The organism is Sphingobacterium litopenaei, assembly GCF_014692495.1.
In the GTDB taxonomy this organism is placed as follows: domain Bacteria; phylum Bacteroidota; class Bacteroidia; order Sphingobacteriales; family Sphingobacteriaceae; genus Sphingobacterium; species Sphingobacterium litopenaei.
In genome coordinates this window covers 21,380-41,058 of record NZ_JACOIJ010000023.1, presented here as the reverse complement: position 1 = coordinate 41,058, position 19,679 = coordinate 21,380, and the positions used below count along the sequence as shown (strand labels likewise).

21 protein-coding genes are annotated in these 19,679 nt (G+C 35.2%); 14 read left to right on the top strand and 7 right to left on the bottom strand.

Annotated elements, in window-relative coordinates; all coding sequences use genetic code 11:
• Positions 1–6: 6 nt before the first annotated feature.
• Both H8B04_RS11930 and H8B04_RS11925 read right to left on the bottom strand, forming a co-directional pair.
• Positions 7–708 (bottom strand): SIR2 family NAD-dependent protein deacylase, encoded by a 702-nt coding sequence (locus tag H8B04_RS11930; protein ID WP_165289691.1) that lies wholly within the window; start codon positions 706–708, stop codon positions 7–9.
• 67 nt (positions 709–775) lie between these two features.
• Positions 776–1,078 carry a YgaP family membrane protein gene (locus H8B04_RS11925; protein ID WP_165289692.1) on the bottom strand — a complete coding sequence of 101 codons (303 nt, stop codon included), beginning with the start codon at positions 1,076–1,078 and terminating at the stop codon, positions 776–778.
• 119 nt (positions 1,079–1,197) lie between these two features.
• Here H8B04_RS11925 and H8B04_RS11920 point away from each other — a divergent pair, with 119 nt between their 5' ends.
• Positions 1,198–2,046, top strand: coding sequence for an ATP cone domain-containing protein (locus H8B04_RS11920; protein ID WP_190302497.1), 849 nt, complete (start codon positions 1,198–1,200; stop codon positions 2,044–2,046).
• 5 nt (positions 2,047–2,051) lie between these two features.
• On the opposite strand, the gene H8B04_RS11915 is transcribed toward H8B04_RS11920, so the two are convergent.
• Positions 2,052–2,747, bottom strand: coding sequence for a hypothetical protein (locus H8B04_RS11915; protein ID WP_190302496.1), 696 nt, complete (start codon positions 2,745–2,747; stop codon positions 2,052–2,054).
• Between the two features lie 201 nt (positions 2,748–2,948).
• Between H8B04_RS11915 and trpS the strand changes: the two genes are divergently transcribed.
• Positions 2,949–3,947, top strand: coding sequence for a tryptophan--tRNA ligase (gene trpS, locus H8B04_RS11910; RefSeq protein WP_165289695.1), 999 nt, complete (start codon positions 2,949–2,951; stop codon positions 3,945–3,947).
• A gap of 8 nt (positions 3,948–3,955) precedes the next feature.
• Positions 3,956–4,573: a deoxynucleoside kinase gene (locus tag H8B04_RS11905; protein ID WP_165289696.1), complete on the top strand. Its 618-nt coding sequence runs from the start codon at positions 3,956–3,958 to the stop codon at positions 4,571–4,573.
• Between the two features lie 126 nt (positions 4,574–4,699).
• On the opposite strand, the gene H8B04_RS11900 is transcribed toward H8B04_RS11905, so the two are convergent.
• On the bottom strand, positions 4,700–5,335 hold the full coding sequence (locus H8B04_RS11900) for a peptidylprolyl isomerase (RefSeq protein WP_190302495.1): 636 nt from the start codon (positions 5,333–5,335) through the stop codon (positions 4,700–4,702).
• Between the two features lie 174 nt (positions 5,336–5,509).
• Between H8B04_RS11900 and smc the strand changes: the two genes are divergently transcribed.
• Together smc and H8B04_RS11890 are read left to right on the top strand one after the other, a co-directional pair.
• The gene (gene smc / locus H8B04_RS11895; protein ID WP_190302494.1) at positions 5,510–9,049 is read left to right on the top strand and encodes a chromosome segregation protein SMC; all 3,540 of its coding nucleotides are present in this window, start codon (positions 5,510–5,512) and stop codon (positions 9,047–9,049) included.
• 142 nt (positions 9,050–9,191) lie between these two features.
• Positions 9,192–9,485, top strand: a complete 294-nt coding sequence (locus H8B04_RS11890) for a hypothetical protein (RefSeq protein ID WP_165289699.1) — start codon at positions 9,192–9,194, stop codon at positions 9,483–9,485.
• A gap of 48 nt (positions 9,486–9,533) precedes the next feature.
• On the opposite strand, the gene H8B04_RS11885 is transcribed toward H8B04_RS11890, so the two are convergent.
• Entirely contained in the window at positions 9,534–11,537 is a 2,004-nt protein-coding gene (locus H8B04_RS11885; protein WP_190302493.1) for a M13 family metallopeptidase, read from the bottom strand.
• A gap of 83 nt (positions 11,538–11,620) precedes the next feature.
• Here H8B04_RS11885 and H8B04_RS11880 point away from each other — a divergent pair, with 83 nt between their 5' ends.
• From H8B04_RS11880 to H8B04_RS11870, 3 genes are read left to right on the top strand one after another with little or no spacing between them, the layout of a single operon-like run.
• Complete coding sequence (locus tag H8B04_RS11880; RefSeq protein ID WP_190302492.1) at positions 11,621–12,259, top strand: YgjP-like metallopeptidase domain-containing protein; 639 nt, start codon at positions 11,621–11,623, stop codon at positions 12,257–12,259.
• Positions 12,246–12,608 (top strand): hypothetical protein, encoded by a 363-nt coding sequence (locus H8B04_RS11875; protein ID WP_165289702.1) that lies wholly within the window; start codon positions 12,246–12,248, stop codon positions 12,606–12,608. The genes H8B04_RS11880 and H8B04_RS11875 overlap by 14 nt, the downstream gene beginning before the upstream one ends.
• Before the next feature lie 3 nt (positions 12,609–12,611).
• Entirely contained in the window at positions 12,612–13,796 is a 1,185-nt protein-coding gene (locus tag H8B04_RS11870; protein ID WP_190302491.1) for an oxygenase MpaB family protein, read from the top strand.
• Here H8B04_RS11870 and radC read toward each other — a convergent pair whose 3' ends face one another.
• Positions 13,797–14,483 carry a RadC family protein gene (radC, locus tag H8B04_RS11865; protein WP_190302490.1) on the bottom strand — a complete coding sequence of 229 codons (687 nt, stop codon included), beginning with the start codon at positions 14,481–14,483 and terminating at the stop codon, positions 13,797–13,799.
• A 148-nt stretch (positions 14,484–14,631) separates the two neighbouring features.
• Here radC and H8B04_RS11860 point away from each other — a divergent pair, with 148 nt between their 5' ends.
• The 3 genes from H8B04_RS11860 to H8B04_RS11850 all read left to right on the top strand — a co-directional run bounded on the left by H8B04_RS11860 (position 14,632) and on the right by H8B04_RS11850 (position 16,446).
• Entirely contained in the window at positions 14,632–15,090 is a 459-nt protein-coding gene (locus tag H8B04_RS11860) for a peptidylprolyl isomerase (protein WP_190302489.1), read from the top strand.
• A gap of 16 nt (positions 15,091–15,106) precedes the next feature.
• Positions 15,107–15,511: a DUF5606 family protein gene (locus H8B04_RS11855; RefSeq protein ID WP_165289706.1), complete on the top strand. Its 405-nt coding sequence runs from the start codon at positions 15,107–15,109 to the stop codon at positions 15,509–15,511.
• Between the two features lie 86 nt (positions 15,512–15,597).
• Positions 15,598–16,446: a TraB/GumN family protein gene (locus tag H8B04_RS11850; RefSeq protein WP_190302488.1), complete on the top strand. Its 849-nt coding sequence runs from the start codon at positions 15,598–15,600 to the stop codon at positions 16,444–16,446.
• A 53-nt stretch (positions 16,447–16,499) separates the two neighbouring features.
• Here the strand turns inward: H8B04_RS11850 and H8B04_RS11845 are convergent, their stop codons facing one another.
• Positions 16,500–17,189 carry a carboxylesterase family protein gene (locus H8B04_RS11845; RefSeq protein ID WP_190302487.1) on the bottom strand — a complete coding sequence of 230 codons (690 nt, stop codon included), beginning with the start codon at positions 17,187–17,189 and terminating at the stop codon, positions 16,500–16,502.
• A 127-nt stretch (positions 17,190–17,316) separates the two neighbouring features.
• Between H8B04_RS11845 and H8B04_RS11840 the strand changes: the two genes are divergently transcribed.
• The 3 genes from H8B04_RS11840 to H8B04_RS11830 all read left to right on the top strand — a co-directional run bounded on the left by H8B04_RS11840 (position 17,317) and on the right by H8B04_RS11830 (position 19,678).
• Complete coding sequence (locus H8B04_RS11840; protein ID WP_190302486.1) at positions 17,317–17,727, top strand: c-type cytochrome; 411 nt, start codon at positions 17,317–17,319, stop codon at positions 17,725–17,727.
• Positions 17,728–17,770: 43 nt separating this feature from the next.
• Complete coding sequence (locus H8B04_RS11835; RefSeq protein ID WP_223815404.1) at positions 17,771–18,376, top strand: hypothetical protein; 606 nt, start codon at positions 17,771–17,773, stop codon at positions 18,374–18,376.
• 75 nt (positions 18,377–18,451) lie between these two features.
• Positions 18,452–19,678 carry a metallophosphoesterase family protein gene (locus tag H8B04_RS11830; protein WP_190302484.1) on the top strand — a complete coding sequence of 409 codons (1,227 nt, stop codon included), beginning with the start codon at positions 18,452–18,454 and terminating at the stop codon, positions 19,676–19,678.
• Position 19,679: the final 1 nt, after the last annotated feature.

The following is a 19,679-nucleotide window of genomic DNA, read 5'->3' as shown; positions in this document are numbered from 1 at the left end:
AAATATTTATTCAAAATTATATTTGGCAAAGTTTTCTATCCACTTGGGTAATTCCGAAGCAGCTTTTCCTTTAATAATTTCAACCTTTGAATTTAATCGAATTGCATTAGGATTGGGATCAATTAAAATAATTTTGCAGGAGTCTGGCGCTTCGTCAAGAAGGTATGCCGCTGGATAGACTTTTAAAGAAGTTCCTACTACCAATAGTATATCTGCATCACTTACTACTCTATTTGCTATCATCATATTGGGAGCATATTCTCCAAACCAAACAACATTGGGACGCAGAGGGGAACCTAATTCACAGACATCATCTAGCGTAATTTCATCCTTGTCCAAAGGATACACCAATCTTGACTCTCTTGAGGATTGAGCTTTCATAATTTCACCGTGTAGATGTAGTATATTTTTGCTTCCAGCTCGTTCATGTAAGTCATCTATATTTTGAGTGATAATATACACATCAGCATATTTTTCTAATTCTACCAAAGCTAGGTGTCCCGCATTAGGCTGCGCCTCACGACAGGCTTTACGGCGAATATTATAGAAACGAAGTACCTTTTCAGGATCCTTGATCCATGCCTCTGGTGTCGCTACATCTTCTATCCGATGACCTTCCCAAAGACCATCCGTTCCTCGGAATGTTTGCAATCCGCTTTCTGCGGAAATACCCGCACCTGTAAATACAACTATTTTCTTTCTAGACATAATAAAAAAGATAATGGTCAAAAATTAAGAATTTTTGACCATTATACAATGAGAATTGATTATTAACCTATTTTACAAAGTACCGATGTTCTATTACCGTTACTTCATCTTTTTCGTTAGCAAGTTGATCTACGGCTGCTTTGATAGTACATTTTCCTGTAATTCCACGGTACACTAAAGCCCCCCCTAACCCTACACCTGAAATCGCTGTAATCGGATTTTTTAAGAGTTGTCTAACACTAATACTTAAAATTAATCCACCAGCAACAACTGAAAGTATACGCTCCGAAGTACCTACATTTCCATCTACACAACCTTCGTCTACTTTTCTTTTGATTTTATCTATAGCATAATTTATTAGTGTGTTCATAGTTTTGATTTTGTGTTCAATTATTAAACATTCAACCCTAAACTTTGTTTGCTTGCTCGCATTTATTTTTTTTGAAAATTACAAGGAGAATAGTATTTTAACCATCAGATTTATAAATTATGAAAGTTAAAAAGCATTCTGGAGAATTAGTAGATTTCAACCCCAATAGCCTTCGCCATTCTTTGTCCCGTTCTGGTGCTTCTGATAAGGAAGTAAATCAAGTTTTTGATGCATTAAAACCAAAAATTTACGATGGTATAAGTACACGTGAGCTATATGAGATTGCTTTCGATGAACTAAAATTAACACGCAATACTTATGCGGCGCGTTATAGTTTAAAAAAAGCGCTACGTGATTTGGGGCCAGAAGGTTTTTATTTTGAAAAATGGGTAGCTCGTATGTTTCAAGAAGATGGATACAAAGCTATTACAGGGCAGACCATCCAAGGACATGCAGTAACGCACGAAATTGATGTGGTAGCCTCTAAAGGCAATAATTTACTCGCTATAGAATGTAAATTCAGAAACGATGTGGATGCCAAAATATCTGTAACAACTCCAATGTATTTTTTATCTCGAGTGCAAGACATCAGCAATAAGCCTTATACTTTCTTCAACAAAACATTACAAGTCACACAAGGCTGGTTAGTGACTAATGCGTATCTGACAGCAGATTCCAAGACTTTTGGAGAGCATTACAAAATGAACTTGCTAGCTTGGGATTATCCTGAAAAAAGAAGTATCAAAGTAATTGTCGATAGCAACGGTGAATATCCTATAACATGTTTGACTACTTTGTCTGCAGATGACAAAGCTAGACTGCTGAAAGCACAGTGTATTTTGGTAAAAGATGTAATTCGAGATCCTAAATTTTTACAGGTAATTCAAGCAGACGATAATAAGAAGTATAAAATCTTAAAAGAGGCGCAAGAATTAGTTGAAAGTCCATTAGAACATTTGAAGTTGTAAAATAATTACACTTCATCGCAATCAATGGTTTTTACTTCTTTAAACAATTTTACAAATTCTTCGAATTGCGTACCATCATTGTTTATGTGGGGCAAAAGATTGTTTACGGCATTCCACCAGCCATAGCTTAATACACGTTCGAAAGCAATTTCTTGTGCTTGTGCTGACTTACTATTTTTTAAGTATTCTTCCCAAAGAATTTCTGGTGAACCGTTATTCTTCATTTGCTCTTTAGTCAACTGTTCATATGCCTTAAGCAGTTTTTCACCTCCACTATGTAGGGATTCAGCGTATAATTTAACGGTTAGGTTATTTTGATAGTGTTTCAAGAGTTCCTTCGTCTCTCCTTTTCTAGCTTGGAATTCTACATTCTTTATTTGATATGTAGCATCCAAAAAAGTAAGCAAAGAATCTTTTAAAGACTGGAAATATTTGATATTGACAATGTCTAAGCTGTTTATCTCTTCTTTTGCATTTTTATAATCCTCATGCAGTTGATCTTCATCGTTTGTGTACAATCCATATTCACCTCTTACCAATTTATAGGTGTCAGCTAATTGATTTGTGGTATAAAGCGTAGTATCAAATATTCCTTGGTATTGGCATAGCTCATCTTCAAATTTGAAAGGCTCTTGTGCATGCGCTTGTAGCGATAGCACTAACAAAATAAACGTTGAAATTTTAATAATTAACTGAATCATAAAATAAAAACAACGATAAGATAAATCCGTTTGCAAAGGTTGAAATTATTTTTCAACTATTTACTTTAAGATTAGAATAAAATTGGACAGTTCATGCGGAATTGAAAAGCGGAACATAAATATTTTTTATACATACAAATGACTAATGCTGCATACTTTTAGATTCCGATTTTCAAGAATAATTGCTTAATTTCGCGTCATATGGAAACAGTTGTTAGCGGTATCAGAAGTACCGGAAAATTACACTTAGGAAACTACTACGGAGCATTGAGTAATTTTGTCAAGATGCAAAATGAGTACAATTGCTTCTTTTTTATAGCTGACTTACATTCATTGACGACACATCCTACTCCACAGGATTTGCAATCTACAGTGCGCAATGTGGTGGTAGAATATTTAGCTGCCGGTATTGATCCCGAAAAATCAACTATATACATTCAATCCGATGTACCTGAAGTTGCAGAACTCTACTTGTACATGAATATGAATGCCTATTTAGGCGAATTAGAACGCTCTACTTCATTTAAAGATAAAGTACGTTCTAACCCTGACAACGTAAATGCTGGTTTATTAACTTATCCTGTTTTAATGGCTTGTGATATTTTGTTACATCACGGAACTAAGGTTCCTGTAGGAAAAGATCAAGAGCAACATTTGGAAATGACACGTACATTTGCGAATCGCTTCAATCATTTGTATAAAACAGATTATTTCAAAGAAGCTTTTGCATTTAGTTATTCGGATAAACTAGTGAAAGTGCCAGGTTTGAGTGGTCAAGGCAAAATGGGTAAATCAAACGGCGAAGCGGACTGTATTTATTTATCTGATGCACCTGAAGTAATTCGTAAAAAAATTATGCGTGCTGTTTCGGATTCAGGACCTACAGAACCAAATCAAGCTAAACCAGAAGCTATTCAAAATCTATTCGATTTGATGAAAGTGGTTTCTTCTGACGACACTTTAGCCCACTTTGATGAATTATACAATAAATGTGAAATTCGCTACGGGGACTTCAAAAAGCAATTGGCGGAAGATATGGTCATCGCTACAGAACCTGTTCGTTCACGTATTGAAGATATCACGAATGACGATGAATACATCAGAAAAGTGATTAAATTAGGTGCTGAAAAAGCGCAAGCGAGTGCACAAAAAACAATTAAAGAAGTAAGAGAAATTATAGGTCTTAAAAAACTATATTAGAATAAGTTATGCATATTGCAATTGTAGGGAATATAGGAGCTGGCAAAACCACATTGACAAAATTGTTGGCACAACACTTAAATTTTGAGCCACAATTTGAAGCGGTGGACAACAATCCTTATTTAGAGGATTTTTACAGCGACATGAAGCGTTGGGCTTTCAATCTGCAGATATTTTTCTTGAATAGTCGCTTTAGACATATCGTAGAACAACAATCCAAAGGCACAAACATGATTCAAGATCGTACCATCTATGAAGATGCTTACATCTTTGCCGAGAACTTGTACGACATGGGCTTGATGAGTGCGCGTGATTTTGATAATTACAGCAATATTTTTCAAAGCATCATCCACTATATCAAACCACCGGATTTGTTGATTTACTTAAAGGCGTCAGTGCCAACATTGGTTAACAATATCCAAAAACGTGGTCGTGATTACGAATCAGCTATTCGTTTGGATTATTTGTCTAAATTGAATGAAAAATACGAAAAATGGATTAATAATTATACGGATGGCAAATTGTTAATCTTAGACAAAGACAACTTAGACTTTGCGAACAATCCTGAAGATTTAGGTTATATCAAAGAAAAGATTGACGCCGAATTGTACGGATTATTTAAATAATAATATTTGCTTCATTCAACCATGAGGAGAAATCTGGTAAAATGAATATAATTTATTCATCATACTTTTAGATTTCTCCTCATTCTTCGTCGAAATGACGAATACGTTTTCTTACTCTCTTCTAAATTATTCTATAACACTAACCGAAAACCTAACAGGTGACAATGGAAAATCATCCTTATCGGTTTTGAAGCGACTAATAGTCATAATTACTTCCATTCCTTCATATATCTCACCAAAAACAGTATAATCGCCATCCAAACGTGGAAGGCCACCATTTTTCAAATATTCTTCACGTTGTTCTTTAGTAAACTTTCGACCTTTCTTAGCTTCCAAAGACTGTAAATCTTCTTCTGAGACTTTTTTACCAACCACAAAATAGATTTGATTCAAAAATGAAGCTTTTTCTGGGTTATCATCACGACCTTGACCTAATGCGCCCATTTTATGGAAGGCTCGAGCATCAAACTCTCCAGCTAAACGAGGTTTATTCCCTGTTGGGTCAGCAGCTTCTCTTTTAGCAATATCAATATCATGCTCTCCTCCTTGCACCACGAAATTCTCGATAATTCGATTGAATAATGCACCTTGATATATAGAATCTTTTATGGAATTCAATATCAAATCGCGATGCTGGGGTGTAAAATCATAAAGCAGCACTTTGATAGTACCATAATCTGTCTTAAAAGCTACTTTTCGAGATTGCGCAACAGAAAAGTGCTGAATTGACAGAAATAGAAATAAGAGAGTGAGATAACGCATGAGTGTAGTTTTAGATGTCCCAATATAGAAAATATACACGAAAATTTTACTGTATTAAACTATAAATCACTATGCCAGAATGAAATGTGGAAATCTCCAAAAATGTGCAAAAACTGACCTACTCATTCTGTTTTTTTATCCTTATTTTCGTACGTTATAACAAAAGCTAAGTGAATGAAACTAACTAAACTTGAGATCAAAGGATTTAAAAGTTTTGGTGATAAAATCACAATAAATTTTAATGAGGGCGTGACAGCAATTGTCGGTCCAAACGGCTGTGGTAAATCCAATGTGGTGGATGCGATTCGTTGGGTATTGGGTGAGCAAAGTACAAAAACGTTACGTTCGGAAAAGATGGAAAACATCATTTTCAATGGAACTAAAAACCGTAAACCGGCCAATCTTGCGGAAGTTTCTTTAACATTCAACAATAATAAAAACATTCTTCCTACGGAGTTTACGACGGTGACCATTACACGTAAATTGTATCGTACAGGAGAATCCGAATATCGTCTGAACGATGTCAAATGTCGTCTAAAGGACATTACGGATTTATTCTTGGATACGGGTATTGGAGCCGACACCTACTCTATCATTGAGTTGAAAATGATTGACGAGATTATCGCCAATAAAGATAATTCACGTCGTGCATTATTCGAAGAAGCATCGGGAATTTCTAAATATAAAGTCCGCAAGAAACAAACACTTAGCAAATTAAAAGATACAGAAGCAGATCTTTCTCGTGTGGACGATTTATTGTATGAGATTACAAAGAATCTCAAATCATTAGAAAATCAAGCCAAGAAAGCGGATAAATATTTTCAATTAAAAGAGGAATATAAGCAAGCGAGCATCGGTTTGGCTTACTACCGTTTGGATAGCTTCAGTACGGATTTGACTTCTTTGTCGGAGAAAGAGAAAGAGTTGCAACAATCGTTGAATTCAACACTAGAGCAAATCGATGTTAAGGAAAAAGAACTTCGTACTGGTCGTGAAGAGATTCTTTCCAAAGAGAAAAGTCTAGCTGCGCAACAGAAAACAACGAACGAATTTAATAATAAAATCCGTGCTTACGAGTCGGAAAAGAAGATTAAGAACGAACGTTTACATCACCTCAAAGAGCGTGAATCGCGTATAACAGCGGAATTCAATTTGGATAAGCAGCAACTTACGAACGTTGAATATACGATCAAAAGACTTAATGAGGAAATTTATGAAGAGCAAGCTAAACTAGACGTTGCTCAACATGATATTCAAAAAAATAAAACAGAAGTTGAAGAGCTTAAAGGCCAACAACAAACGGCTAAAAATAAATTAGATCGTTTTGTTCAGGAAAATAACGAACTTCAAAACAAGATATACAAAGTCGAGAAAGACATCGCCGTTCTGAATATTCAAAAAGAATCATTGGAACAGGAGTCTTTGCGTAATATTTCGGATGCTTCTTCAAAAGCTGAAGAATTATCGCAGTTCAATATTGCTGTTGCAGACTTGCAAGGTAAGTTAGATGCGCAACAACAACAATATGACGATGCTGTTCGAATTGAAAATGACTTAAACCGTCAAATCGAACAAGCTGAAGTACAATTGCAAGAAACCCGTTCTTTATTAAGTAAGGAATCGCGTTTGGTTGATGCAAAACAAAACGAGTATAACTTGACCAAATCTTTGGTGGACAATTTGGAAGGGTTTCCGGAGTCTATCAAATTCTTGCGCAAGAATGCAGGCTGGCCTAAATCCTACCCTTTGTTCTCTGACATTTTATTCTGTCAAGAAGAATACCGTGTAGCGATTGAAAATTACTTGGAGTCAGTAATGAACCACTATGTCGTTGACACGAAACAAGATGCTGTTCAAGCAATTCAATTGTTAAGTGATGCCTCACGTGGTCGTGCTAATTTCTTTGTATTAGAATCAGTTATCGATAAAAAAGATAGCGATTTCATCGTTCCTGAAAATATGATTCCTGCGATGCAGGTTATCAAAGTGGACAAAAAATATGAGAAACTTTGTCTGCAATTATTGAACAATGTTTATCTCTTAAAATCGGATGCCCCGAAAGCCTTAGATATTGATTTGCCTCACGATGAAATGGTAATATTGCACCATGAAGGTAAATTCAGTAAGCACAAATTGGGCTTAAGCGGTGGTTCAGTTGGTTTATTTGAAGGTAAACGTATTGGTCGTGCTAAGAATTTAGAGAATCTTGCTAAAGAAATCAAAGAATTAAACGAGCGTATTGCTGAACTACAACATACAGAAGCGGAATTAGTCGATAAGATTGCTTCATTGAAATTACAGTCGCAGAAAGAAATCATTGATGAAATCCGCATTCAATTGGCGCGTATTCAGAATGAATGGACTTCTGTCAAGACAAAACAAGAGCAATATCAAGCTTTTATCTCCAACTCACAAAATCGTAAACAAGACATTGAAAAACGTCTTGCTGAGATTGCAGAAGAATTGACAAAAGCTGAACCCGAACTTAAAATCTTAAAAGTTGAGGTTGACGAGCGTCAAAAACAATTGGCGGATTTACAAGCTGCTTATCAAGAATTGAACGAGATTGTACAAGAGAAATCTACAGCGTACAATCAAGAAAACATTCGTCTGCATCAACAACAAAATAAAGTTTCGGGTATACAAAAAGATTTAGAATACCGCGAAAGTCAAAAAGAAGCTTTAGAACTTCGTATCAATAAAAATAACGCTGAGATGGAACAAATCAAGGTGGATATGAAAGATGCCTTGACTTTTACGGACAACAACGATAATGACTTAAAAGAGCTTTACGAACAACGTGAATCCTTAGAAAAAGCCCTTCATGATATGGAGGAAGAATTCTATGCTTTCCGTAAGCGCTTGAATGATTTGGAAGAAGAAGTTGCTACTTTACGTAAATCAAAAGATCAGTTGGATTACTTGATTACCGAAGTCAAAGACAAGAAAACCACGCTTCAAATTGACTTAAACTCGCTAAAAGAACGTCTTTCGGTAGAATTTAATATTGATATCAAAGAATTGTTGGAAGGCGATTTGCCAGAGATTGAGCATTCTCAAGAGGAATTAGGTTCTATGTGTACGCGTCTTAAAAAGCAATTAGACGAATTTGGTACCATCAACCCAATGGCAAAGGAAGCCTATGACGAGATTACACAGCGTTATGATTTCATCAATAAAGAGAAAAATGACTTGTTGGAAGCTAAAGCTTCATTGATGTCTACCATTGAAGAAATTGATGGCAGCGCAAACGAGAAGTTTATGAATGCATTCAATACCGTTCGTGACAACTTTATAAAAGTGTTCCGTTCCTTGTTTAATGAAGAAGATAGCTGTGATTTAATTCTTTCAGATCCAGCAAATCCTTTGGATTCTGATATTGATATTATCGCTAGACCTAAAGGAAAGCGTCCTTTATCTATCAACCAGCTTTCAGGTGGTGAAAAAACATTGACTTCTACTGCCCTATTATTTTCGTTGTATCTATTAAAACCAGCACCGTTCTGTATCTTCGATGAGGTAGATGCGCCATTAGATGACACGAATATTGATAAGTTCAACAATATTATCAAAGAATTCTCGAATCAGTCACAATTCATAGTTGTTTCACACAATAAGCGTACAATTGCAAGTACAGATATTATTTACGGTGTGACAATGGTCGAGCAAGGAATCTCGCGTGTAGTTCCTGTTGACCTACGCGAAGTAGCTTAAGAAGATTTTATTACATAATTAAACAGCCCTTATTTAGTCGAATAAGGGCTGTTTGTTGTTATGCGTCAAGGGTTAAATAGTGTTAAAGGAAAACAATTTTGTATTCAACTTGTTCTTTTAATATCACTAACATGAAATTACTATGGATAAATTGAAAAAATTTGAATTGATGGCAAAGATTACACGAGAATTAGAAGATGTAAGAAACAGCCAGCAAGCAGTTTTAGAGAAAATTGGGAAAATTGAAGTAGATAATATAGAATTAGGCGATAAACTAATAGAAAGCAAGATCCCCGAAATCTACTCCCGCACTGCAGAAAATGCAGAGGCTATTAAAGCCATTCTAGATGACTTCCAAAATAAAACGGATGAGTTTGGCGAGAAAAACAATGTCGACAAATTGAAAGAACAGCAAGAAATCAATAATCTAAAATAACAAAGGCGATCCTAGGATCGCCTTTTCTGTTATAGGTAGAATTGAATATTACCAAATAACTATTCTTTGATCTTTTGGTACGAACAACTTATCACCTTCTTTTGTTCCAAAAGCTTCATGGAAAGCATCCAAATTGATAATTGGCGCAAAAGCTCTATATTGAGCAGGTGAATGCGGATCTGTTTTTACCTGATTAATTACAAATGCATCTGTAGTCTTAGTACGCCATATTGTAGCCCAAGACAGGAAGAAACGTTGCTCTGGAGTAAATCCATCGATTAATCCTGGATTACCTTTGTCCTGTAAATACATTTTCAATGCATCAAATGCTACAGAAGAACCTCCTAAATCACCAATATTCTCACCTAAAGTGAAACGACCATTCACAAAAACTCCTGGTACCGGTTCATACTTTTCAAATTGAGCAACTAATGCATCAGCAGCAGCCTCAAATTTTGTTCTGTCTTCTTCTGTCCACCAGTTATTCAAGTTTCCATCACCATCATATTGAGATCCTGAATCGTCAAAACCGTGTGATAATTCGTGACCAATAACGGCACCAATACCACCAAAGTTTACAGCAGCGTCAGCTCTGTAATCATAGAAAGGAGCTTGAAGGATAGCAGCAGGGAATACGATTTCGTTATTCAAAGGACTGTAATAAGCATTTACCGTTTGAGGTGTCATTCCCCATTCTAACTTATCTACAGGTTGACCTTGTTTAGCTAAATTTTGTTCGAATCTCCATTTACTAATTGCCGTAACATTTTCGTATAATGAATTACCGATCGCTAAAGAAGAATAATCTTTCCATTTGTCAGGGTAGCCAATTTTTACAGTGAATTTAGAAAGTTTATCTAAAGCTTTTTCTTTCGTCACTGGTGACATCCACTCTAAATTTTTGATATGAAGCTCAAAAGATTTGATTAGGTATTTTACCAATTCTTCACAAGTTTCTTTTGCTTCATGAGGGAAATGTTTCTCTACATAAAGTTTACCTAGCAATTCACCAACATTTCCGTTTACAAACTCCAAACCACGCTTGTCTAAACTGCGTTGCTCTGCTTGACCTTTTAATTTACGTCCGTAGAAGTCAAAAGATAATTTATCTAATTCTTCTGTCAAGTAAGAAGTAGCACCATCAATTAAATGGAATTTTAAGTAATCTTTGATTACAGGAACATTTTTCTCATTTACGATTTGATCTAAATTTTGGAAGTATTTTAACTCACCAACAATTACTGTATCAGCTTTAAAACCTACTTCTTTTAAGAATCCAGCAACATCAACATTTTTAACCAGCTTGTTCAAATCTTTAACAGCAACTGGGTTATAACGTTTTTGAGCATCACGAGATTCTTCTACAGTTTTCAAGTTTGCTGCAATTGATTTTTCAAATGCAATAACTTTAGGACCTTTTAGATCTTTAGTCTTTTGATCTATCTTACCATACAAGGTGTTGATGAACTCCGAATAATCAGCTAAAGTTTTTCTATTGGCTTCATCATCTTTTTGGTAATATGTACGACCTAATCCAAGCGCTCCACCACCAAGATAAACAGTATTGATTTTAGAGTTTTTCAAGTGTGGACCTACGTAACCTCCGTAAAAAGGATTTCCACCTTCACGACCATATTTTGAAAAATAAGCGGTTAGATCTTTAAGGTTTTTAATAGCGTTGATGTCCGCTAATTGTTTTTGGATAGGTTGTAATCCGATTTTATTACGCGCTTCAAAATCCACATAAGATTTGTACAAGTCAGCAATTTTCTGGCCATCTGATCCTTTGGCATGTGTTTCATTCAAAGCTGTTTTCAAGATTTCCAATACAGCTACGTCTGTGTTTTCACGCAATTCATCAAATGATCCCCAACGCGCTTTATCAGACGGAATTTGTACTGTTTTCATCCAATTACCGTTCACGTAGTTGTAAAAATCATCTTGTGGACGTACGGATTGATCCATGAATGTTTGATTGATGGCTTTGTAGTCTTGCGCAAAAATGAAATTTGAGGCAAGCAAAGCTGCTGTCAAAACAAAAAATTTCTTCATCTTTATAAGCTTAATTTAAAGTGATGTAAATGTTATGCAAACATAATGATTTACATAAGGAATAAAAAGTAACTATTTTGTGTATGTATTTGGAAATAGAGGGAAAAAACTACGTAATTCATTTAAAAACTGATATTGATACCGTTTACATGCGTAAAGTTGAAAATGATATAGTTCACTTGAATGTTCCAGCTTTATTTCCTCAAGAAAATCTTATTCATTATATCCAAAAAGAACTTCCAAAAGTAATTCGTAAGAAATCTAAAAAATTAGTATTCGAAGTTCATGAACTCAATATTTTTGGTAGGAATTATCCCATTAAATTAAGGGTAGATGAAACTTCTTACTTAAAAAATAATATACTATACACGCACCCAAAATTTTTAAGCACGAAATCAAGCATTGAAAAGTTAAAGGATAGCTTGTTGCTAAACTTTTTAAATGATAGCATGTCTATGCTAGAAGAAGAGCTGAACATCATTCTTCCTGAAATAAATCTCAAGAATCTGAAAACAAAATATTCTTCAATTTGTCATAATAAGCAACACATCACCTATGCGAAAGCATTAAAAGAGAAATCAAAAGATTTCATCACCTATGTTGTAATACTAACAGTGGGCAAATTTTTAAGATATTCTGAGGATCAGATATATTTTTTATTAAACAAACATGTTTCCGATTGGAGACATTGCGAACGAATATATAAGTATGAGCAACAGTGAGCTACAATTAGAAATAAGTCCAATTAATATAGGAGAACTGGAAAAGGACGCACAAATAATTAGTAAGAATCTAAGTGAAGATAATCTAAGCAAATTAACGGAGTATGTGCTTGATAATCTAAGCAATTTGGATGGAGGTCCCTCAATTAATCGTCTGGAAGTATTAAATTTTAAGTATGATCGCGAGGAACATACAGGTTCTTTTCGGCTTAAATTTCAAATCGATAGACGGTATTGTTGTTCTGATACGGAATCTTGTGTAAACGATTATTTGGATTTTGATTTTAAAGTACATCAAGATAATCTTATCGCAAAGACAGAATATTTTGATTGGAGTTTAAATAATTAGTCTATGCTGAATCAACCTTATAGATATAAAATTAATGAATCATCTTTTGCCCATTACTGGAATGAAGGAGTTGGCGTGCAATTGCTCCAAAAGTTAGGTTTTATTCCCGATTTAAAAGTTGCTGACAAGCTTATTCCATTTTTGTACGAATGGGATCGATTAGGTGATCAATTAGTTTTGGATTTGCACGAGAAGAAAGGTTTTGTTGAGGGAAACAAGTCTTTATATGCTTATCTAAAGGAGGAAGTATTACCCTATGATGAAAAAGTAATTTGGGATACTTTCTTCTCAAAAATTGATGTAAAGCCAACCTGGCTAAATGGTAAGAAATTAAAATTAGGTTCTGAATTATCTCGTCGTGCGGGTCTTTCCGCATTGATAGTACTTCGTGATTATTGTCTGATGGGAGGTTATGAATCTTCGGCTATAAATAAGCCTTTGATTTATACCGGTGCTCTTAAAAAAGGTGCTGTAAAAAGATTAACGGATACAGTAAACTTTTGGGTCCATATTACCAAGGAAAATGGTTTACAGCGTAATGCTGAAGGATTCCGACAAATCTTTCTCACACGTTTTATACATTCATATTCTCGTATTAATATTCTGAAGCATACGGATTGGGACTCCAATAAATGGGGTATTCCTATCAATATTTGGGATATGCTGGCTACTAACTTAGGATTCTCTTTGGTATTTCTGGTAGGCTTGCGCAAAATAGGCATTCATCCTTCTGAGGAAGAAGTCGATGGTTTATTTCATTTTTGGAAATATGTAGGGTATCTATTAGGTATTCCTTTAGAATTGCTTCCAGAGAATGAAAACGAAGCAATTGAGGCACTGTATCTATGGACTATGACGCAGCGAGAAGGTGATCAGGATAGTAAATCACTGGCTGATACCTTAAAAGAAGAGCCTGTAATGGCGAATTATCCTAAAAATAAATTGATGCGCATGATGATGCGAGAGGTTCATCTTTTTTACAATCATTTCCTCCTTGGAGATTATTCCTGCGAACTTCTTGGGCTTCCCTCTACGAAAATTGGCCGATTTGGACTAGTCAGTATCTGGAAAACGCGACAAAATGAACGTCTAATCATTAATAACGAAACACGTATTCAAGCCATTTTGAATGGAGGACGTGAGCAGGAACGTGTTCGCATGATCTATCAGCGGTTCAATAATCAATAATTACAACAGACCTTCATCCCTAAAACTGTAATAGACTGTATCCGTAAAAATAATATGGTCATTGACTTTAATATCCATTATTTTTGCGGCGTCATTGATTTTATTAGTCAATATTTTGTCGGCTTGACTAGGTTGTAAATTGCCTGAAGGGTGATTGTGAATTAGAATCATGGAATTGGCTTTGCTCTGTAGCGCGTGACGAAGAATGATTCGTACATCAACAGGTGTAAAATCATTGCCTCCTCTCCCAATGAGCTGCGTGTCCAATACCTTACAGCCTGTATTGAGGTATAGAACCCAGAATTCTTCATGTGGCAAATCCTGTAAATTGGCTCTAAAATATTCGTATACGCGCTTACTACTGTTTAATACCGGAACTTCAATAACTTGCTCATCGCGTCTCCTTCGACCTAGTTCTAAGGCAGCAATAATGGTAATGGCTTTGGCTTCGCCAATTCCACGATAGGCACAAAGGTCAGATACCTCTTTTTTGGACAACGCATTCAGATTGTTGTTCACATCTTTAAGAATACGACGACAAAGTTCTACAGCTGTTTCTTTAGTAGATCCAGATCCAATTAAGATAGCTAATAATTCGGCATCAGTTAATGATCTTCTGCCTTGCTCCATGAGCTTTTCTCGCGGACGATCTGATTCAGCCCATTCGCGGATAACAAGTTTATCCATATCTGTTAGTGTGTAGTAAATAAATGGTTATCATGAATTTACAAAATTGAATCAAACTTAACAAACATTAACATGCTGCTATACCTTCCAAAAAGCCTTTCTTAGGATAAAAAATATTATATTTGTACCTCGTAAAATTTATTTAGAAATGAGTAAAGCAATTATCAAGACAGAAAAAGGCGACATGACTGTACAATTCTATACAGCTGACGCTCCTAATACAGTAGCAAATTTTGTTAAATTGGCTAAAAAAGGTTTTTATGATGGTTTGACATTCCACCGTGTGATCCCTGACTTCGTTATTCAAGGTGGTTGTCCTAATTCTCGTGAAGGTGCTGCTGGAATCCCAGGTACAGGTGGTCCAGGTTACAAAATTGATTGTGAATTGACTGGTGAAAATCAATACCATGACCGTGGTGTATTGTCTATGGCTCACGCTGGTAGAAATACAGGTGGTTCTCAATTCTTTATTTGTCACAGCCGTAATAACACTGCTCACTTAGACCGTAACCATACTTGTTTTGGTAAAGTAATTGAAAACGTTGACGTAGTAGATGATATCCGTCAAGGCGATCGTATTTTAACAATTGAAGTTATTGAAGATTAATTTTATTCCCTAGATAATGAATTTAAGAGCATTAGTATCTGTAACTGGTAAACCAGGATTATTCAAACTAATCGGACAAAATAAAGGCGGTTTTATCTTAGAAACTTTAGATAAAGCTAAAATCAAATCTGTAGTGAATCTTAATACAACTAAGATGGCTACATTGGAAGATATCACGATTTACGGTGAAGAAGAAGAAATCCGTTTGTTAGATGTGTTAGAAACTATCAAAGCAAATGGTGGAAATACACCTGACACTAAAGCTAGCGGTGAGGAATTGCGTAATTTCTTCCGCGAGGTAGCTCCAGGTCATGACGAAGCTAGAGTTTATACTTCTGACATCAAAAAAATTATTTCTTGGTACAATATTATTAAAGAGTTTCCTCTATTTGATGAAGAGGCTCCTGCTCCATTGCAATAATATTTTAAGATTTATAGAAAGGGATTTAATTTATTTAAATCCCTTTTTTTATTTTTAGGGAAATTAACTAACTAAAATATATTTTAATGAAAAAACTCATCACACTATCTTTTGCTCTTTTTTGCTGCATTCTATTTTCTTTTGCACAAGAGAACTCTGTACTTTGGAAAATTTCAGGTAATAATTTAAAAACGGATTCTTATCTAATGGGGACAATCCACATGATGTGTCCAGATGATTTTGTCATGCACGATAAAGTAAAACGCGTAATTGGCGAAGTTGATCAAATATACTTTGAAGTGAATTTATTTAATCCAGAAAATACAGCTTCAATGCAACAAAAAATGATGACGCCTGTTCCTGATTTTTTGACCAGTTTACAACCTAATCAGATTCAATTAATTGACAGTGCATTGGCAGCCAACCAAATGTCCATCAAAATGTTTGATATGTTGCACCCAGCCATGGTAATGAGCTTATTGAGTTTGAAATCCTTCAACTGTCCAAATCCGTTGGAAGTGAAATCTTTAGAGAATGAAATTAATGTTCTAGCTGAAGGAAAGAAAATCGGCGAATTGGAAACTGTAGATTTTCAATTAGAAATGATGAGCCAAATCGCTACTCCAGAATATTTCTACAATTACTTAAAACTTTATGATGAAGCGGCTCAAATGACACAACGCATGGTAGCTGCTTACAATCAACAAAATCTATCCATTCTTGAAGACATTTTTAACGATCCAAAATGGATGACTCCTGAAGCTTTTGAGTTAATGTTGACAAAAAGAAATAATAATTGGATTGAAAACATTCCTGCAATTATTTCTCAAAATAAAACCTTATTTGCTGTAGGTGCAGCGCACTTGATTGGTGAAGTTGGTTTGATTAAATTATTACGTGATAAAGGTTACACCGTAACACCTGTATTGAACTAAATATTTTAATATAAAAGAAGAGAGGCATACAAAATTTGTATGCCTCTCTTCTTTTATTGGTTCTTTTTATATTTCATCATCCAATCGTAAATAGCGTCCTGATGAAAAAGTTTTTCAACGCTACCATGCGTTCCTCCTCGAATAATAGTCAATGTAGCATCCGCATCTTTATTACATTTTTTGATGGCATTAAATATCTTCTTGGATTCTGAAGCAGACACTGCTCTATCTGCACTACCGTGCTGAATCCACATCGGAACCTTCGTCAGATTGCAGGCATCATTGACATTTCCACCTCCACAAATAGCTACAGCCGCTGCTATTCGATCTGGATATTTGCCCGCAACATGCATCGTGCCATATCCGCCCATACTCATTCCGCAAACATACACACGAGAAGGATCTGCATCATAATTGTCCAGTACATAATCTATTACCTCCATGACATGATCAGGATTCCAGCCTTTATTGGTTTGAGGAGCTACAACAATTGCATTTGGTAACTGATGACCTCGATTTTTAGCATAGAGAACACCATATTTTTTCACTTTTTCCAAATTGGTTCCTGATAAACTCTTACCGTGCAAAAATACTATAACAGGTAGCTTCCCAGTTGCCTTTCCATTTTCAGGTATGTGAAGTAAAAAATTATAATTTGTTTTATTTTTTATGGGTAAAGTTTCTTCTGCTTTGGAAACAAAAATTTGGAATGTTATAAATAGAAATACCAATAGTCTGAACATAAAAACTTGTAGTCTAGATTTTTTTATAGTCCCAAAACTACTAAAAATTAGTTAAATGAAAATTTACAATGACTTTATTATGACAATTTAATTTTATTGTGTAATATTAAATTATAATTTGAAAGACATGAGAAATAATAAAAAAGCATTTTTCTTCACTGGAATATTAGCGTTAGTAATTTCTGTAAGTGCATTCACACAACCAGGACAGACAAAAAACGAGAAACCTCAAAACTTAAAAGTTTTGCCCAAAAATATTTCTGATGAGGAATTGACAAAGGTTATGCGTGGATTCAACGCAGCATTAGGTGTTAAATGTAATTATTGTCATGCTCCAAAATCCAATGGTGAAAAAGGTATGGACTTTGCAAGTGATGCGAATCCGAAGAAAAATATCGCCCGCGAGATGATCAAAATGACCAAAAAAATTAATAAAAAATATTTCAACAAAGAGCATGATGGTGCGTTTAAAAACATCACTTGTGAAACATGTCATAATGGTCACGACGAACCCAAAACTTTCTCTGTAGCTAAATAGTTTGAAATCCTTTTTCTATATCCTATTTCTAATATTATCTTCTTTGATCTGTAATGCACAGGTTAAAGAAGAAAATGAAGAATATGTAGTATTTGACTTAACAGCATATGAACCTATGCTAAATAGAGCGATTACTGCAGTTCATAACAAAGAACTTCAAAAGGCAAAATCTATCTTGGATAGCTGTTATGCCGTGAATAATTTAGACACGATGGTTATTGCCTTACTGCATGAGACGCTGCTTATGAAGATCAATACTCAAGGAGAACCAAATAAAAACTTAACGGATATAAAAAACTGGGAAACACAATATCCTTTTCTCAAAGAAGACAAAAGATTGCAAGAAATAAAAGTAAAGGATGCGGTTAGTTTGGGTATGCAATCCTTTGATTCGAAAAACATAAACTCCGCAGAGAGTTTGACTAAATTGATAATAAAAACAATACAGGAAAGTAACGCTCCTACTTCATTAAAGAAAATCTCGAATGTGGATGCCCTGATTTACAATGTTGGGATGCAATTATTTTACGATAAACAGTTCAAAGCGGCATATCATCTTTTCTCCTCAGGAACCAGCTTCTTTTCACAGGATAAAAACATGAATACAATGTATAAATTATCCAAAGAAAGAATTCAAACGAAAAAATAAGATACTTTTCCACTATACCTTTAAGGCTCATCTAAATTCAGTATTTTTATAATCGCTCAACTATCATTTGCGTACATGAAAATACTACACACCGCTGATTGGCACTTAGGCAAAAAGCTCGATTATATAAGTCGTTTAGACGAACAGAAAGAAGTACTACAAGAAATTTGTGAGATAGCAGAACAACAAAAGGTCGATTTGGTTATCGTTGCTGGAGATTTGTTCGACACCTTTAACCCTCCTGTCGACGCTACAGAATTATTATATCAAACGCTAAAAAGACTGACGGCTAATGGTACAAGGCCGGTGCTTGCGATCGCAGGAAATCATGATTCGCCAGATCGCATTGATTCACCAGATCCTTTAGCACGTGCATGTGGTATTATATTTATCGGCTATCCGCATGCAGAGGTCAAACCTTTTGAACTAGATAATAGCTTTGCTATAATAAATTCTGATAAAGGATTTTTAGAAATTAAATTAAAACATATTCCTTATCCTGTTCGCATTTTGACCACAGCATATGCGAATGAACTTCGTTTGAAACAATTCCTTGGTATTGAAAATAAGGGGGAGCAACTCAATGAAGTTTTGCGTAACAGTTGGCAAAACCTTGCCGATCAATATTGTAATGCAAATGGAGTCAATTTACTTACCGCACATTTGTACATGCTGCAGCGTGGAGGAGAAATCCTAGAAGAGCCTGAAGGTGAAAAGCCGATTAAAATCGGAAACGCAGATATCGTCTATTCTGACGCCATTCCAACTCAAATTCAATATACGGCACTAGGACATTTGCACCGCTATCAATTTATAAAAGGACATCAAAATCCTGTGGTGTACTGCAGTTCTCCTCTAGCCTATTCTTTTTCGGAAGCGGGGCAAGAAAAGAAAGTTGTAATTGTCGATGTAGAACCAAATCAAGAAGCTCGCATTCAGGCTCTACCATTAAGAAGTGGCAAACAGTTGTGCCGCAAAACATTTTACCAAGTAGATGAAGCGGTAGCTTGGTTGCACGAGAATCCCTATACCTTGGTCGAATTAACGATGGTTAGTGATACATTCATGACTTCTGCGGATTTGAAAAGAATTCATGAAGCACATGATGGTATAATTCATATTATCCCAATTGTAAATAAGGCAGATAGTCCTACCGAAGCTACTGAGCAGGTCAAATTAAATCAGGATATCCATTCATTGTTTGGAGATTATTTCAAAAGTAAATATGGTCAAGAGCCAAACGAGGAATTGAAGGAATTGTTTAGAGAGGTATTTACGCATTCAAAACAGGGAGAAGAATAAG